At 68.2% G+C, this 16,991-nt stretch carries 16 protein-coding genes; 15 read left to right on the forward strand and 1 reads right to left on the reverse strand.

Annotated elements, in window-relative coordinates:
- Positions 1-134 precede the first annotated feature (134 nt).
- From ACK8HH_RS09310 to hisG, 3 genes are all read left to right on the forward strand, one after another.
- Positions 135-770: an HAD family hydrolase gene (locus ACK8HH_RS09310; protein WP_231875730.1), complete on the forward strand. Its 636-nt coding sequence runs from the start codon at positions 135-137 to the stop codon at positions 768-770.
- A gap of 79 nt (positions 771-849) precedes the next feature.
- Complete coding sequence (locus ACK8HH_RS09315; RefSeq protein ID WP_006894924.1) at positions 850-1,113, forward strand: phosphoribosyl-ATP diphosphatase; 264 nt, start codon at positions 850-852, stop codon at positions 1,111-1,113.
- Between the two features lie 58 nt (positions 1,114-1,171).
- A complete protein-coding gene (hisG, locus tag ACK8HH_RS09320) occupies positions 1,172-2,020 on the forward strand; it encodes an ATP phosphoribosyltransferase (RefSeq protein ID WP_006894925.1) in 849 nt (282 codons plus the stop codon).
- 591 nt (positions 2,021-2,611) lie between these two features.
- Here the strand turns inward: hisG and ACK8HH_RS09325 are convergent.
- Positions 2,612-3,469, reverse strand: coding sequence for a thioesterase family protein (locus tag ACK8HH_RS09325; RefSeq protein WP_006894927.1), 858 nt, complete (start codon positions 3,467-3,469; stop codon positions 2,612-2,614).
- A 104-nt stretch (positions 3,470-3,573) separates the two neighbouring features.
- Here ACK8HH_RS09325 and ACK8HH_RS09330 point away from each other — a divergent pair, with 104 nt between their 5' ends.
- The 12 genes from ACK8HH_RS09330 (at position 3,574) to tatC (ending at position 16,988) form a co-directional block, all read left to right on the forward strand.
- On the forward strand, positions 3,574-4,404 hold the full coding sequence (locus tag ACK8HH_RS09330) for a tRNA (adenine-N1)-methyltransferase (RefSeq protein WP_412475134.1): 831 nt from the start codon (positions 3,574-3,576) through the stop codon (positions 4,402-4,404).
- Positions 4,405-4,437: 33 nt separating this feature from the next.
- The gene (arc, locus tag ACK8HH_RS09335) at positions 4,438-6,114 is read left to right on the forward strand and encodes a proteasome ATPase (RefSeq protein ID WP_006894929.1); all 1,677 of its coding nucleotides are present in this window, start codon (positions 4,438-4,440) and stop codon (positions 6,112-6,114) included.
- Between the two features lie 110 nt (positions 6,115-6,224).
- Positions 6,225-8,852: an FHA domain-containing protein gene (locus ACK8HH_RS09340; RefSeq protein WP_412475135.1), complete on the forward strand. Its 2,628-nt coding sequence runs from the start codon at positions 6,225-6,227 to the stop codon at positions 8,850-8,852.
- 45 nt (positions 8,853-8,897) lie between these two features.
- Positions 8,898-10,403 (forward strand): depupylase/deamidase Dop, encoded by a 1,506-nt coding sequence (gene dop, locus ACK8HH_RS09345; RefSeq protein ID WP_045537398.1) that lies wholly within the window; start codon positions 8,898-8,900, stop codon positions 10,401-10,403.
- Positions 10,404-10,520: 117 nt separating this feature from the next.
- Positions 10,521-10,712: a ubiquitin-like protein Pup gene (locus ACK8HH_RS09350; protein ID WP_006894932.1), complete on the forward strand. Its 192-nt coding sequence runs from the start codon at positions 10,521-10,523 to the stop codon at positions 10,710-10,712.
- Positions 10,709-11,575: a proteasome subunit beta gene (gene prcB / locus ACK8HH_RS09355; protein ID WP_278127336.1), complete on the forward strand. Its 867-nt coding sequence runs from the start codon at positions 10,709-10,711 to the stop codon at positions 11,573-11,575. Before ACK8HH_RS09350 ends, prcB begins: the two co-directional genes overlap by 4 nt.
- Positions 11,572-12,288, forward strand: a complete 717-nt coding sequence (gene prcA / locus ACK8HH_RS09360) for a proteasome subunit alpha (protein WP_006894934.1) — start codon at positions 11,572-11,574, stop codon at positions 12,286-12,288. Before prcB ends, prcA begins: the two co-directional genes overlap by 4 nt.
- Positions 12,289-12,293: 5 nt before the next feature.
- A complete protein-coding gene (gene pafA, locus ACK8HH_RS09365) occupies positions 12,294-13,652 on the forward strand; it encodes a Pup--protein ligase (RefSeq protein ID WP_412475136.1) in 1,359 nt (452 codons plus the stop codon).
- Between the two features lie 16 nt (positions 13,653-13,668).
- Positions 13,669-14,652 carry a helix-turn-helix transcriptional regulator gene (locus ACK8HH_RS09370; RefSeq protein ID WP_006894936.1) on the forward strand — a complete coding sequence of 328 codons (984 nt, stop codon included), beginning with the start codon at positions 13,669-13,671 and terminating at the stop codon, positions 14,650-14,652.
- Positions 14,649-15,611, forward strand: coding sequence for a helix-turn-helix transcriptional regulator (locus ACK8HH_RS09375; protein ID WP_062367480.1), 963 nt, complete (start codon positions 14,649-14,651; stop codon positions 15,609-15,611). The genes ACK8HH_RS09370 and ACK8HH_RS09375 overlap by 4 nt, the downstream gene beginning before the upstream one ends.
- Before the next feature lie 96 nt (positions 15,612-15,707).
- A complete protein-coding gene (gene tatA / locus ACK8HH_RS09380) occupies positions 15,708-15,965 on the forward strand; it encodes a Sec-independent protein translocase subunit TatA (protein ID WP_006894938.1) in 258 nt (85 codons plus the stop codon).
- A gap of 15 nt (positions 15,966-15,980) precedes the next feature.
- Complete coding sequence (tatC, locus tag ACK8HH_RS09385) at positions 15,981-16,988, forward strand: twin-arginine translocase subunit TatC (RefSeq protein WP_006894939.1); 1,008 nt, start codon at positions 15,981-15,983, stop codon at positions 16,986-16,988.
- The last annotated feature ends 3 nt before the right edge of the window (positions 16,989-16,991 follow it).

Here is a 16,991-nt window from a genome sequence, read left to right on the forward strand (position 1 = left end):
GCCCGCGCCGACGACCGCTGGCCTACGCTGGTGCCCGATGGCCGTGGCCCGTCGCCGGCCGATCGGGAACCGACGTCGAAAGGCAAGAGGCAGTGACAGACGACCGTGTGCTTCCGCGCGCCGTGCTCTGGGACATGGATGGAACGCTCCTCGACACCGAGCCGCTGTGGGGCCGGGCGATGGAGGAGTTCGCCCGCGGCATCGGCGCCGAGATGACTCCGGAGCTGCGCAACGCCACCATGGGCAACAGTTCGGTGGACGCGCTGACCAAGGTGTACGACGCGGCACGGGTGCCGGAGTCCGGGCGCGACTTCGAGGCCGACGAGGACGCGATGGTCGCTCGGGTCCTCGAACTGTTCGCCACCGATCTGCGGTGGCGGCCCGGCGCACTCTCCGCGCTCGACCTCGTGGCGGGTGCGGAGATCCCGATGGTGCTGGTCACCAACACGGTCCGCGAGGTCACCGATGTGATGCTCGAGACGCTGGGGCGCGACCGGTTCGTCGCCACCGTCTGCGGCGACGAGGTGGAGGCGGGCAAGCCCGAGCCGCACATCTATCGCCGGGCCGCCGAACTGGTCGGATTCTGCGCGTCCGAGTGTCTGGCCTTCGAGGACTCGCCGGTCGGCGCCGCCGCGACGCACGCCGCCGGCGTGCCCGCGATCGTGATCCCGTCGGCGATCCCGGTGCCGCCCAAGCCGACGTACACCTACCGAGAGACGCTCGAGGGTCTCACCCTCGACGATCTCGCGGAGGTCTTCGCCGCACGCTGACCGGACCCCGTCGCGCGCCCCGGGAGGGCACCGCGCCCCGGCCAGGGACCGATCGACTCGACGTGCAAAAATAGTCGGTGTGAAAACCTTCGACGAACTCTTCTCTGAGCTGGCCGACAAGGCCCAGACCCGCCCCGAGGGCAGCGGTACCGTCGCCGCTCTGGACGCGGGCGTCCATACGCTCGGGAAGAAGATCATCGAGGAGGCGGGCGAGGTCTGGCTGGCCGCCGAGCATGAGTCGGACGAGTCGCTCTCGGAGGAGATCTCCCAGCTCGTGTACTGGTTGCAGGTGATGATGGTCAAGCGCGGGCTCACCCCCGCGGACATCTACCGCTACCTCTGACCGCCGGCCTCCGGTCACCGACACCTCCCGCCGACCACATCCTCTAGGAGTCACCGCAATGTTGCGCGTCGCCGTCCCCAACAAGGGCGCCCTGTCCGAAGCCGCCGCCGGAATCCTCTCCGAAGCCGGGTACCGCAAGCGCTCGGACCCCAAGGACCTCAACGTCATCGACGTCAACAACGACGTCGAGTTCTACTTCCTGCGTCCCAAGGACGTCGCGATCTACGTGGGTGCGGGCACCCTCGATCTCGGCATCACCGGGCGCGACCTGGCCGCCGACTCCGGCGCCGAGGTGATCGAGGAGGTGGCGCTCGGTTTCGGTTCCTCGGTGTTCCGCTACGCCGCTCCGGCCGACCAGGAATGGACCGTCGCCGACCTCGCGGGCAAGCGGATCGCGACGTCGTATCCCAACCTGGTCCGCCGCGACCTCGCCGCCCGGGGGATCGACGCGGAGATCATCCGCCTCGACGGTGCCGTGGAGATCTCGATTCAGCTCGGCGTGGCCGACGCGATCGCCGACGTCGTGGGAACCGGACGCACGCTGCGGCTGCACGGTCTGGCGGCGTTCGGCGACTCCCTCTGCGATTCGGAGGCGGTGCTGATCCGCAATCCGGAGTCAGCGGAGGCCTCCCGGGCCGCGAAGCAGTTCATCGCCCGCGTACAGGGCGTGGTCTTCGGTCAGCAGTACGTCATGATCGACTACGACTGCCCCAAGGCACTGCTCGATCAGGCGGTCGCGATGACGCCCGGCCTGGAATCGCCGACCGTGTCGCCGATGCTCGACCCGGAATGGCTCGCGGTCCGCGCGATGGTTCCGCGTAAGACGCATCAGCCGCTGATGGACGACCTGTCGGAACTGGGCGTCCGCGCCATCCTCGCCTCGGACATCCGCTCCTGCCGCTTCTAGGACACGCTCGCCTTCCTCAGGCTGGTTGAGCGAGCGCTTTCCCCAGGCTGGTTGAGCGAGCGTAGCGAGTCGAAGCCAACTGTCACCCAGGCTGATTGAGCAAGCGCTTTCCCCAGGTTGGTTGAGCGAGCGTAGCGAGTCGAAGCCAACTATCACCCGGGCTGGTTGAGTGAGCGCTTTCCCCAGGTTGGTTGAGCGAGCGTAGCGAGTCGAAGCCAACTGCCACCCGGGCTGGTTGAGCAAGCGCTTTCCTCAGGCTGGTTGAGCGAGCGTAGCGAGTCGAAGCCAACTGCCACCCGGTCTGGCTGAGTGAGCGCTTTCCTCAGGCTGGTTGAGCGAGCGCAGCGAGTCGAAGCCAACTGCCACCCGGTCTGGTTGAGTGAGCGCTTTCCTCAGGCTGGTTGAGCGAGCGCAGCGAGTCGAAGCCAGCTGCCACTCGGGCTGGGAGCTCGATCGCTCGGTTCCCAGCTTCACTCGCGGCGGTTTCGACTCGCTACGCTCGCTCAACCAGCCTGTTAGGCGCTCAACCAGCCTGTTAGGCGCCCAACCAGCCGGTGAGGTGTCCAACCGGCCAAGAAGTAGCTCCAGCCGCTATCCCTGCTCGGCGATCAGATCGGTCTGCGCCGAGCGGCCGAGGAAGCCTGAGACGTCGTAGAGGTCGGCGAAGCTGGCGCCGTAGCCGCGCGCGCCGACGGCGAGATCGGAGTCCACACCGAGCCACGGTGAGGTCGGCTGGGTGATCAGATGGACCGTCGTGTCCATGTTCATCCACGACCACTGCGTCGGGTCCAGACGCGTCCCGACGCCGTTCGCGACGTCGAGCACGGTGAACACCGACTCGAGGTGCGACATCTCCTCGCCGGCCACCAGCGGGATCGCGGGCCGGATCCAGATCGCCGGCGTCTTGCCGTTGCGGCCGGGCTGACGGGCGGTGACGGTGGTGCCGATGAACCCGACCTTTCCCCATGCGACCGCGTCCGTGTCCTGTGTCGGGAATCCGACCGTCTGCGGAAGCTCGTCCGGCGAGGCGGGCAGCGGATCGAGGGGAGCGTCGGCGACGGCCGTCGAGTCGGACCCGAGCAGACGCCACGCCACCGACCGGGCCACCGTCCGGTAGGTGCCGTCGGGCCCCTGCGCCTCGAGGTCGGCCTGAACCATCGAGATGCGTCGGCCCGGCCGCGGGATGCTGGTGCGGATCCGGTTCACGCCCAGCCCCACGGGTCCGATGATCTCGGTGGTGATGCGGCTGAACTCCTGACCGTCGTCCGGCACGGCTCGCATCATCGCGCGCATCAGCAGGCCGGCGGGCGGACCGCCGTGCTGCATGTCCTGCGACCACACGCTCGCCGTGGCCGGTGTCGGCTGGAAGTACTCGTAGCCCGGATCGTCACCGCCGGGGACGGGGATGGGCTCGTAGTAGCAGCTGTAGGGCACCTCGCTCATGTCCATACCGGCACTCTATGACAAGGTTGTCTGAGCGATTCCCGGGCCTCTCCACTCCTCGCGAAGGCCCCGAATCGGCCCTGCCGACCGACTTGAAGGACACCAGCACGATGGCGACAACCGGCCCGTTCGCCGTAGGCGATCGCGTACAGCTCACCGACGCGAAGGGACGCAAGTTCACCGTCGTCCTGGAGGAGGGCAAGCAGTTCCACACGCATCGCGGCGGCATCCTGCACGACGATCTGATCGGCAGCCCCGAGGGCTGCGTCGTCGAGGCGACCTCGGGCACCCAGTACCTGGCGCTGCGACCGCTGCTGACCGACTACGTGGTCTCCATGCCCCGCGGGGCGCAGGTGATCTACCCGAAGGACTCCGCGCAGATCGTCGCCGAGGGCGACATCTTCCCCGGTGCCCGAGTCCTGGAGGCCGGCGCGGGATCGGGAGCGCTGACGCTGTCGCTGCTGCGCGCCGTCGGCACCGAGGGCTCGGTGCTGTCGTACGAGGTGCGAGAGGATCACGCCGAGCACGCCGTCCGCAACGTCGAGACCTACCTGGGCGGGCGCCCCGACAACTGGACCCTGCGCGTCGGAGATCTCGTCGATCACGACCCCGCCGAGCAGTTCGACCGCATCATCCTCGACATGCTCGCGCCGTGGGAGTGCCTGGACGTGGTGTCGAAGACGATCCGCCCCGGCGGCGTGCTGACCGTGTACGTGGCCACGGTGACGCAGCTGTCGAAGGTGATGGAGGGCCTGCGCGAACAGCAGTGCTGGACCGAGCCGCGCGCATGGGAGTCGCTGGTCCGCGAGTGGAGTGCGGTGGGTCTCGCGGTCCGCCCCGAGCACCGGATGCAGGGCCACACCGCCTTCCTGATCACCGCGCGCCGACTCGCCGACGGTACGGAAACGCTTCGGGTACAACGGCGTCCCACACGCGGGTAGCGTGGAGTACGTACCACCGGCAAAGGAGAGACGATGACCGAGTCCGACCGTTCGCCCAGCAGCAGCGTCGAATTCTCGACCATGCAGCAGCGCGTCGAGAGTCTCACCGTGCGCAACAGCAAGCTCACCGAGATGCTCAAAGAGGCGAGACAGCAGCTCATCGCCCTGCGCGAGGAAGTCGACAACCTGGGTCAGCCGCCCAGCGGATACGGCGTGCTCCTGCAGGTCTTCGACGACGACACCGTCGACGTGTTCACCTCCGGTCGCAAGATGCGGCTGACGCTGTCACCCAACATCGACGCCTCCGCTCTCCGGCGGGGCCAGTCGCTCCGCCTCAATGAGGCATTGACCGTCGTCGAGTCGCTCGACTACGACACCGTCGGCGAGATCAGCACCCTGCGCGAGGTCCTCGCGGACGGACGGCGAGCCCTCGTCGTCGGCCACAGCGACGAGGAGCGGATCGTCCAACTCGCGGGCTCGCTGATCCACACCGACGAAGGCGGCGAGTCGACCCGCAAGCTCCGGCCCGGCGATTCGCTGATGATCGACGGCAAGGCCGGCTTCGCCCTCGAGCGCATCCCGAAGGCCGAGGTGGAGGATCTCGTCCTCGAAGAGGTTCCGGACGTCGATTACGAGGACATCGGCGGACTTCGCCGTCAGATCGAGCAGATCCGCGACGCCGTCGAACTCCCGTTCCTGCACAAGGACCTGTTCCGCGAGTACTCGCTGCGCCCCCCGAAGGGCGTGCTCCTGTACGGACCTCCCGGATGCGGCAAGACGCTCATCGCGAAGGCCGTCGCCAATTCACTGGCGAGGAAGATCGCCGAGGCGCGCGGAGACAACGCGCACGAGGCCAAATCGTACTTCCTCAACATCAAGGGCCCGGAGCTGCTGAACAAGTTCGTCGGCGAGACCGAGCGACACATCCGGCTGATCTTCCAGCGCGCCCGTGAGAAGGCGTCGGAGGGCACTCCGGTGATCGTCTTCTTCGACGAGATGGACTCGATCTTCCGTACCCGCGGCTCCGGCGTGTCCTCGGATGTCGAGACGACGGTGGTGCCCCAGCTGCTGAGCGAGATCGACGGCGTCGAGGGCCTGGAGAACGTGATCGTGATCGGCGCCTCCAACCGCGAGGACATGATCGATCCGGCGATTCTCCGGCCGGGCCGTCTGGACGTCAAGATCAAGATCGAGCGGCCGGACGCGGAGTCGGCGATCGACATCTTCTCGAAGTACCTGACGCCCGATCTACCGGTGCACCCGGAGGATCTGGCGGAGTTCGACGGCGATCGCCGGCGGTGCATCGACGCGATGATCCAGCGCGTGGTGGAGCGGATGTACGCCGAGTCCGACGACAACCGGTTCCTGGAGGTCACCTACGCCAACGGCGACAAGGAGATCATGTACTTCAAGGACTTCAACTCGGGAGCGATGATTCAGAACGTCGTCGACCGAGCGAAGAAGTACGCGATCAAGGCGCATCTCGACACCGGTCAGAGCGGACTGCGGATCAGCCATCTCCTCGACTCGATTCTGGATGAGTTCTCGGAGAACGAGGATCTGCCGAACACGACCAACCCGGACGACTGGGCGCGCATCTCGGGGAAGAAGGGCGAGCGCATCGTCTACATCCGGACGCTGGTCACGGGTAAGACCGGCGGTGCCAGCCGGGCCATCGACACCGAGTCGAACACCGGCCAGTATCTCTGATCCCGGGCTCTGGTCCGCGGCCCGCCCGACCGCGTTCGCCGGAGCCCGGATCCGGCTTAGTCATTCCGTCGGTCTAGGCCGGGCGCCGGGACTCGCTAGAGTTACCGGCGATGAACACGACAGCAATCACCCCGCTGCAGGTCCGGGTCGCACAGGCTCGCCCGCATGTGGTGCGGACCTCACCGGCGACGCTCGGGCGCACTCCCGACAACGACGTCGTGGTGAATCACCCGCTCGTGTCCCGCGTGCACCTGGCGTTCGAGTGGTCGGACGGCTGGAGCGTGGTCGATCGCGGAAGCACGAACGGCTTCTTCGTGGCAGGCGTCCGGCAGTCCGCGGCCCGGATCGACCGGCCGGTCCAGATCCGCCTCGGTGATGCGGCGACCGGACCCGTGGTCGAGTTGGCTCCGCAGGGAGCCGCGGCTCCGACGGTGGTGCCGCCCTCGCGTCCGGTTCCGGGCCGGCAACCGCCCGTGCCGCAGTCTCCGGCGCCGCAGTCTCGCCCGCTGCGATCCGCAGCCGGACCGCAGGCGCCGACGCCGTACCCGTCCGGGCCGCAGCGACCGGACCGGCCACCCGTGCGCCCGGCGAACCGTCCGGCCACCGCACCGCTCTCGGCTCAGCGTCCGCCCGGCGGATACCGGCAGGCGCCCCCGCGATTCGGCGCGCTTCCCGACGCCCCGCACCTGGCGGCACTGCATCAGAACGCGTCGGCCGTCTACGAAGTGCCCGGCGACCTGCGCGGGCGCGAGACCATCTCGCTCACCGGCGTGCAGACCATCGGCCGCACGCCCGACAACGACATCGTCGTCAGCGACGTCCTGGCCTCCCGGCACCATGCGCGGATGACGAGTACCCCGCAGGGGTTGCTCCTGGAAGACCTCGGGAGCGTGAACGGCACCTTCGTCAACGGCCGTCGCGTGATGGCGCATCGCCTCAGCGAGAACGACGTCGTCACGATCGGCAACTCCGACTTCGTGCTGACCGACGGCCGCCTGGTGCGCGGGCGGCCACAGGCGCAGGTGGCCGGTGGCCTCGAGGTATCCGGGATCGGCTTGACGATCGACGGCAAGGCACTGCTCAACGACGTCTCCTTCTCCGCGGCCCCCGGCACGCTCACCGCGATCATCGGCCCGTCCGGAGCGGGCAAGTCGACGGTCTCGAAGATCGTCGCGGGCCTGAACAACCCGACAGTCGGAGTCGTGACCTTCGAGGGGCGCGGAGTTCACAGCGAGTACGAGGCGCTGCGCTCCCGTATCGGGATGGTGCCGCAGGACGACGTGCTGCACCAGAAGCTCACCCTCCGACAGGCGCTGCGCTATGCGGCCGAACTGCGGCTGCCCGCCGATCTGTCGACCGCCGACCGCGACGTCGTGATCGACGGCGTGCTCTCCGAACTCCAGCTCACCGAGCACGTCGACACCCGCGTCGACAAACTCTCCGGCGGCCAGCGCAAACGCGCGTCGGTGGCGATGGAGCTGCTCACCGGGCCGTCGCTGCTCATCCTCGACGAGCCGACCTCGGGTCTGGATCCGGCTCTCGACCAGCAGGTGATGAAGACGCTGCGCCGGCTCGCCGACGCGGGTCGCGTGGTGCTGGTGGTGACCCACTCGCTCACCTACCTGAGTCTGTGCGACCAAGTGCTGCTGCTGGCGCCCGGCGGCAAGACGTCGTTCTGCGGCGCCCCCGGGGATGTGGCCGGCGAGATGGGCACCGCCGACTGGGCGGAGATCTTCAGCTACGTCGCCGAACGACCCGACCAGGCCTGGGCCCAGTACCGCGGGCGCCATCCGCATCAGCCGCCACCGCAGGCGCCCGCGCCCGGGGCACCCGTCACACCGGTCAAGATGGGCCTGGTGCGGCAGACCAGCACGGTGGCCCGACGTCAGGTCCGCCTGGTGTGGGCCGACAAGGGGTACCTGGTGGTGCTGCTGGTGATGCCGATCGTCCTGGGACTGCTCACCCTCGTGATCCCGGGCGACAAGGGATTCAGCCGGGCGGTGCTGCCGCCGACGAACGACTACGTCCCGCCGAAGGATCCGGGGGAGGCTCTGCAGATCCTCACCGTGCTGGTGATCGGCGCCGCCTTCATGGGCACCGCGCTCGCCGTCCGCGATCTGGTCGGCGAGCGGGGGATCTTCGAGCGCGAGCGCGCGGTGGGACTGCGTCCGGGCGCATACCTGACCGCCAAGATCCTGGTGTTCTCGCTGATGAGCGTGGTCCAGGTGGCGATCATGATCGGCATCACCTATGGGCTTCGGGCGATGCCGAAGGCCGCCGACATCGTCAAGACCGGCGGCGCCGAACCCGCGATCCCGCCCGCGGAGACGCTGTTCATCGCGGTCGCCACACTGGCGTGCGTGAGCGTGCTCGTCGGCCTCGCGATCTCGGCGGCTGTGAGATCGACCGAACAGACGATGCCGCCGCTGGTGATCGTGGTGATGGTCCAGTTGGTCCTCTCGGGCGGGTTGTTCGCGATCGGGTCGGCCTTCGTCAAGCCGATCACCTGGCTGTTCCCGACCTACTGGGGGTACACCAATGCGGCGCAGTCGGTGAACATCCCGTGGATCGCCGATCAGGTTCCCCAGGTGAAGATCGACGAGCCCGGTGGCGAGATGATGTATCCGCTCTGGGAGCCCTCCCTCGCGCACGCGCTCATCAGCTATGCGGCGCTGGTGGCCATCGCGCTGGTACTCACGCTGTTCATCTTCTCCCGCCTGCGGTTGCGCAGACGCTGACCGGCGCCGCGCCGGGCGCAGATCGCCACGGTTAGGCTGGGTTCCATGCAGCGCATCATCGGAACCGAAGTCGAGTACGGCATCTCCGCGCCCGGCGATCCGTCCGCGAACCCGATCATGACGTCCACCCAGGCCGTCCTGGCGTACGCCGCCGCCGCGAACGTGCCGCGCCGTGACCGCCGGACCCGCTGGGACTACGAGGTCGAGTCACCGATGCGCGATGCGCGCGGATTCGACCTCGGCCGAAGCGGCGGCCCGGCGCCCATCATCGACGCCGACGAGATCGGCGCCGCCAACATGATCCTCACCAACGGTGCTCGGCTGTACGTCGATCACGCGCATCCGGAGTATTCGGCACCCGAGGTGACCGACCCGCTCGACGCGGTGATCTGGGACAAGGCGGGGGAGCGGGTGATGGAGCAGGCGGCTCGGCATGTCGCGAGCGTTCCCGGTGCCCCTCGGCTGCAGTTGTACAAGAACAACATCGACGGCAAGGGCGCCTCGTACGGCACTCACGAGAACTACCTGATGCACCGCGACACGCCGTTCGACTCGATCATCACCGGATTGATGCCCTTCTTCGCGTCGCGTCAGGTGATCTGCGGTTCGGGCCGGGTGGGCATCGGCCAGCGCGGCGAGGACTCCGGTTACCAGCTGTCGCAGCGTGCCGACTACATCGAGGTCGAGGTCGGTCTCGAGACCACACTGAAGCGGGGGATCATCAACACCCGCGACGAACCGCACGCCGATCCCGAGAAGTACCGCCGCCTGCACGTCATCATCGGTGACGCGAATCTCGCCGAGACGGCGACCTACCTCAAGGTGGGCACCACGGCACTCGTGCTGGACCTGATCGAGGCCGGGGTGGACCTGTCCGATCTCGCGCTGGCCTGGCCCGTCGAGGCGGTTCACGCGATCAGCCACGACCCGACGCTGCGCACGGCCGTGGCGCTCGAGAACGGCCGTGAGATGACCGGGCTGGCCCTGCAACGCGAGTACCTCGACCGAGCGCAGAGGTTCCACGACGCCCACCACTCCGACGACGAGCGCGCCGCGCACGTGCTGGCCACGTGGGCCGATGTCCTCGACAAGCTCGAACGCGATCCCATGGAGTGCGCCGACCTGCTGGACTGGCCGGCCAAGCTGCGACTGCTGGAGGGCTTCCGCAACCGCGAAGGGCTCACCTGGTCGGCGTCCCGGCTGCAACTCATCGACCTGCAGTACTCCGACGTCCGGCTCGACAAAGGCCTCTACAACCGTCTGGTGGCACGCGGGTCCATGAAGCGCATGACCACCGAGGACGAGGTGATGCGAGCGGTCGAGACGCCACCGGAGAGCACGCGCGCCTATTTCCGCGGGGAGGCGGTTCGCCGGTTCGGCGCCGATGTCGCCGCCGCCAGCTGGGACTCGGTGATCTTCGACCTGGGCCGCGACTCGCTGGTCCGGATTCCGATGCTCGAACCGCTCCGCGGCACGGCTGCTCACGTCGGCGAGCTGCTCGACGCCGCCGATTCGGCCGCCGATCTGGTCGACCGCCTGACCACGTCCTGAGCGTCCGGAATCCCACCGGCGCAAGACGATCGCCGACCGGACCGACGCGTCGGCGACGCACGGGGCACGCCCACCGGTAGGGTTGAAGTCACAACATTCTCTTCTCAGGAGGCGAACATGGCGCAGGAGCAGACCAAACGAGGCGGCGGCAGCGACGATGACGACGCGATCGGTGGTGGTGCGGCCGGCCAGGAGCGGAGAGAGAAGCTCACCGGCGAGACCGACGATCTGCTCGACGAGATCGACGACGTGCTGGAGGAGAATGCGGAGGACTTCGTCCGCGCCTACGTCCAGAAGGGCGGGCAGTGATCTCGGTACCGGGCGAGGCTGGAGCCGGCGGGATCTCGTCGTTCACCGAGTACCTGCGCGTTCATGCGCCTGATCGATTGCCGCACAACATGATCGACGGTGGCGGCCGGGCCGGCGTGGAGCAGATCCCGCACGGCACCACGATCGTCGCGGTCAGCTACCCCGGTGGCGTGGTGCTGGCCGGCGACCGCCGGTCGACGATGGGCAACCTCATCGCCACCCGTGATGTGCAGAAGGTGTACGTCACCGACGAATACTCCGCGGCGGGTATCGCGGGCACCGCGGGCATCGCGATCGAGATGGTCCGGCTGTTCGCCGTCGAATTGGAGCACTACGAGAAGATCGAAGGGGTGCCGCTGACCCTCGACGGCAAGGTGGCACGCCTGGCGACGATGGTCCGCAGCAACCTGGGCGCTGCGCTGCAGGGGCTCGCCGCGATCCCGCTGCTCGTCGGTTTCGACGCCGAAGCCGACGCGGGCGCACGGGGCCGGATCTTCTCGTTCGACGTCGCCGGCTCCCGTCACGAGGAGACCGGCGGCTACGACGCGATCGGCTCGGGATCGGTCTTCGCGAAATCGTCGCTGAAGAAGCTGTACCGTTCGGACCTGTCCGCCGACGAGGCGCTGGCGGTCGCGGTCGAGGCGCTCTACGACGCGGCCGACGACGACTCCGCGACCGGTGGCCCGGACCTTGTGCGGCGGATCTTCCCGACCGCCGCCCGGGTGAGCGCCGAGGGCGCCGACCTGGTGGCGGAAGCGGAGATCGAGAGTGCGGCCGAGGCGGTGGTCGCCCGCCGCAGGAGCGCGGCGGCGTCGGGTACGGCACCGTCCGAGCCGGCCGGCCAGACAGGGGAGCGCGCATGACTTTTCCGTACTATGCGAGCGCCGAGCAGATCATGCGAGACCGCTCGGAGCTGGCGCGCAAGGGCATCGCCCGGGGCCGCAGCGTGGTGGCGCTCACCTACGCCGACGGCGTCCTTTTCGTGGCGCACAATCCGTCGAACACGCTGCGCAAGGTCAGTGAGATCTACGACCGCATCGGTTTCGCGGCCGTCGGCAAGTACAACGAGTTCGAGGGCCTGCGGAAGGCCGGCATCCAGATGGCCGACCTGCGCGGCTACAGCTACGACCGCGCCGACGTGACCGGACTGTCGCTGGCCAGTGCTTACGCGAACACCCTCGGCGCGGTGTTCACCGAGCAGGCCAAGCCCTTCGAAGTGGAACTCTGCGTCGGCGAGGTGGCCCGGGCCGGACGCACCACCCCGTCGCAGCTCTACCGGATCGGCTACGACGGATCGATCGTCGACGAGACCTCGTTCATCGTGATGGGCGGCAGCACCGAACCCATCAACGCGGCGATGAAAGACGCATACGAGCCGAACCTTCCGCTGCCGCGCGCCCTGCAGATCGCCGTGCGCGCACTGTCCACACCGGCCGAGTCGGCCAACGGCGACACCGCCGCCGCACCGACACTCACCGCCGCCGACGTCGAGGTGGCGATCCTGGATCGCAACCGACCGCGGCGGGCGTTCAAGCGGCTGCGCCGCACCGACATCGCCGGCTACCTCGAGGAGTGAGCGCCGTGGAACGACGGATCATGGGCATCGAGACCGAATTCGGTGTCACCTGCACGTTCAAGGGACAGCGTCGCCTCAGCCCGGACGAGGTCGCGCGCTACCTGTTCCGGCGCGTCGTCGCGTGGGGCCGGTCGTCGAACGTCTTCCTCACCAACGGTGCGCGGCTGTACCTCGACGTCGGCTCTCACCCCGAGTACGCCACCGCCGAATGCGACTCGGTGGCGCAACTGATCACGCACGACCGTGCGGGCGAGCGGATCCTGGAGGAACTGCTCGTCGACGCCGAGGAACGTTTGGTGGCCGAGGGCATCGGCGGCGACATCTACCTGTTCAAGAACAACACCGACTCCGCGGGCAACTCCTACGGATGCCACGAGAACTACCTGGTCAGCCGGGTGGGGGAGTTCGGCAGGGTCTCCGATGTGCTGCTGCCCTTCCTCGTGACGCGCCAGCTGATCTGCGGGGCGGGCAAGGTGCTCTCGGTGGGCCACGAGGCGCGCTACTGCCTGTCGCAGCGCGCCGACCACATCTGGGAGGGCGTCTCGTCCGCGACCACCCGGTCGCGGCCGATCATCAACACACGCGACGAGCCCCACGCCGATGCCGAGAAGTACCGTCGGCTGCACGTGATCGTCGGCGACTCCAACATGTCCGAGACCACCACCATGCTCAAGGTCGGTTCCGCACTGCTGGTGCTGGAGATGATCGAGTCGGGGATCTCGTTCCACGACTTCGCGCTCGACAACCCGATCCGCGCGATCCGGGACATCAGCCACGATCCGACCGGCCGGCGCGAGATCCGGCTCGCGGGCGGACGGACGGCGACGGCGCTGGCGATCCAGCGCGAGTACCACGCGCGGGCCGTCAAGCACCTGCAGACGCGCACGCCCGACCCGACGCTCGATCGCGTGGTGGACCTGTGGGGCCGTGTCCTCGACGCCGTGGAGCGCGACGACTTCAGCGGTGTCGACACCGAGATCGACTGGGTGATCAAGCGCAAGCTGATGCAGCGCTACCAGGACAAGTACTCGATGGAACTGACCGATCCGAAGATCGCGCAACTCGACCTGGCCTACCACGACATCCGCCGGGGCCGCGGCGTCTTCGACCTGCTGTCCCGCAAGGGGCTCGCGGCACGGGTCACCACCGACGAGGCGATCGACGAGGCCACCTCGACACCGCCGCAGACCACCCGGGCCAAGCTCCGCGGCGACTTCATCACCGCGGCCCAGAAGTCGGGACGAGACTTCACCGTCGACTGGGTGCATCTGAAGATCAACGATCAGGCGCAGCGGAACGTGCTCTGCAAGGACCCGTTCCGGAACGTCGATGAGCGCGTCGATCGGCTGATCGCGTCGATGTGACGCCTAAAGTGGACGCGTGACTGCGAAGAACGAGAGACTCGTCAACCTCGTCGTCTGCTTGATGTCGGCGCGGACGTACGTCCCCGCAACCTATGTGCGTGCGAACGTGCAGGGATACATGGAGTCGGACCGGAGCGACGACTCGTTCAAGCGGATGCTCGAGCGCGACAAGGCGCTGCTGCGAGAGATGGGCATTCCCGTCGAGACCGGCCGCAACCCGCAGGGCGAGGAGGGCTACCGGATCGATCCGGACCAGTACGCGCTGCCCGACATCACCCTCGATCGTGCCGAGGCGGCCGCCGTGGCCGCGGCCTCGGCGCTCTGGCGCGATCCCTCGGTGGCGGCCGTCTTCCAGACCGCGGTCCTCAAGCTCCGCGCGGCGGGGATCGAAGTGGTTCCCGACGACGAATCGGTGGTGACCCTCGGCGGCGCCACCAGATCACTGGGCGACGAACGCACGATCACCGATCTGCTCTCGGCGATCGACGCCGGCCGCCCGGTCACCTTCACTCACCGCTCGTCGAAAGGCCGCAAGACGCGGACCCTCGAACCGTGGGGGATCGCCGGCGGCGGCGGACGCTGGTACGTCACCGGACACGACCGCGACCGCGGAGCTGTGCGGACCTTCCGGATCTCCCGGATCTCCGATGTCGAAGCCTTCGGCGATGCGGGATCGGTGGTGGTGCCGGCGACGGTCGACATCCAGGCGATCGTGAACGAGGCGGTCGACGTGGCGACCGCGGACGGCGGCGCCACCGCGGAGATCTGGGTCGCCGCCGGTCGGGCGCACGGCCTGCGGCGGATGGCGACGTCGACGGTCCCGCAGCGGTTCGGAGACGAGGACGGAGATCTGCTGACCGTGGAGATCCATTCGCGGTCGGGGCTGCGCAGGGTGATCCTGGCCGCCGGACCCGACGCGGTGGTGCTCGCACCGGACGATCTGCGCGCGGAGGTGGTCGCCGACCTGGACCGCCTGATCGCGGCGGAGGTGAGCGCATGAGCGACGCCAATCCGAGCCGGCTGTCGCGTCTGCTGGCGATGGTGCCGTACTTCCTGGCCCGTCCGGGAATCAAGGTGTCGACCGCAGCCGACGACCTCGGCGTCAGCGAACACCAATTGCAGACCGATCTCGAGCAACTGTACGTGTGCGGTCTCCCGGGCTACGGTCCCGAACACCTCATCGACATCCAGTTCTGGGACGGATACGTCAGCGTGGTCTTCACCGCAGGAATGGACCGGCCGCTGCGGCTGACCGGCCCCGAGGCCAACGTGCTGCTGATGGCGCTCAACATGCTCTCCGAGACACGGGGAGCGGTCGACGCCGATGCCGTGCGCAGCGCGATCGCGAAGATCGAGGAGGCGATGGGTACCACGCGGCGCGCGGTGAGCGCCGACCTGCCCGCCGCTCCGGCACCGCCCGTCGACGGCGTCATCCGCCAGGCCCTGGAGGACGGCCAGTCGCTGAGGATCACGTACTACACGGCCAGTCGCGACGAGGTGACCGAGCGGACCGTCGATCCGATCCGCATCCGGGCGGTGGACGGCAACAGTTATCTGGAGGCCTGGTGCCGGTCGTCGGAGGGCGTGCGCCTGTTCCGATTCGACCGGATCGAGTCGGCGCACGGCACCGGCGAGGTCTCGCAGCCTCCGGTCGAGGCCCTCCACCGGACGGACCCGACCGATCTGGGCGCGCTCACCGGGGAACTGCCCACGGCGCACATCGAGATCGATCCCGAGGCGGTCTGGCTGCTCGAGTACTTCGCGGCGGAGCCCGACGACGAACTCTCCGAGGAGCCGACCGAGCCGATCACCGCGACCATCCGCTACGGCTCGCCCCAGTGGCTCGCGCGATTCGTGCTCGGATTCGGCGGGCGCGTGCGGGTTCGTAGCGACGTCGACGGCGTGACGTCGCTGATCGCGAGCACCGCGAAGGCTGCGCGGAGCCGGTACGGTCCCTGACCGCAGTACCGGCCGACGAATCTGGGCGCGCCGATGACGCCGCTGTTCGGTAGACTCGAACACGTCTGAGACTGTTTACTCTCGAAGGGTTGAATTATGGGTGCGATGTCGCCGTGGCACTGGGCGGTCGTTCTGCTCGTGCTCGTGCTGCTGTTCGGCTCGGCCAAGCTCCCCGGGGCGGCTCGCGGCCTCGGCCGGTCGCTGCGCATCTTCAAATCGGAGATCCAGGAGATGCAGAGCGACGGCAAGCCGTCCGCCGAGACCACTGAGACCGCGCGCGAACTGCCGACCGCACCTCAGCCGAGTCCGGATCCCGCCGACCAGGCGACGCGATCCGACAAGAAGACGGCCTAGCCGCGCACCACCGGAGTGCGCAAGCGATTCTCACTCGCCCGTCTCGACCCCCGGCAGCGACGGAGCCGAGTCAACCCCGACGGCTCGATGCCGTTGGCCGAGCACCTCTACGAGCTGAGGACCCGGCTCGTCATCTCGATGGTGGCGATCGCGGTCACCACCGTCATCGGTTTCGTCTGGTACAGCCACGGCGTGTGGCGGATCGAGTCACTGGGTGAGCTCCTCCGCGGTCCGTACTGCGACCTCCCGGCGTCCACCCGCGCCTCGCTGACCCCCGACGGCGAATGCCGGCTGCTGGCCACCGGGCCGTTCGACCAGTTCATGCTGCGCCTTCAGGTCGCCCTGACCGCGGGCGTGGTACTCGCATGCCCGATCTGGCTGCTGCAGATCTGGCGTTTCATCACACCGGGGCTGCACAAGAACGAGCGTCGATACGGCATCAGCTTCGTCGCAGCTGCGAGCGTCCTCTTCGTCGCCGGCGCAGTGCTGGCCTACCTGGTGGTGTCGAAGGCGTTCCACTTCCTGCTGACGGTGGGCAACGACGTTCAGGTCACTGCGCTCGCGGGCGACCAGTACTTCAGCTTCATGCTGCACCTGCTGATCCTCTTCGGCATCAGCTTCGAGCTTCCGCTGCTGATCGTCGCGCTGAACCTGGTCGGAGTGCTCACCTACGAACGACTCAAGCGGTGGCGCCGCGGGCTCATCTTCGCGATGTTCGTCTTCGCCGCGGTCGTGACACCCGGCCAGGACCCGTTCACCATGTTGGCGCTGGCGGCGGCGCTCACTGTGCTCCTCGAGATGGCCATTCAGATCGCCCGTTTCCACGACCGCCGCAAGGCCCGCCGCGATCCCGACTGGATGAGCGTGCCCGACGATCAGGCCTCGCCGCTCGAACACGACGGCTCCGCCCCGGTGACCGACGACGTCGGCCGTCCGGCACCCATCGAGCCCGCGGGACCGATCGGCGCGTCGAGCGAGCGTCGATCCGTTCGGACTCCGGGCGCATTCGATGACATCCTGTAGGTG

The sequence above is a fragment of the Gordonia sp. LUNF6 genome (assembly GCF_047041125.1).
GTDB classification, from domain to species: domain Bacteria; phylum Actinomycetota; class Actinomycetes; order Mycobacteriales; family Mycobacteriaceae; genus Gordonia; species Gordonia sihwensis.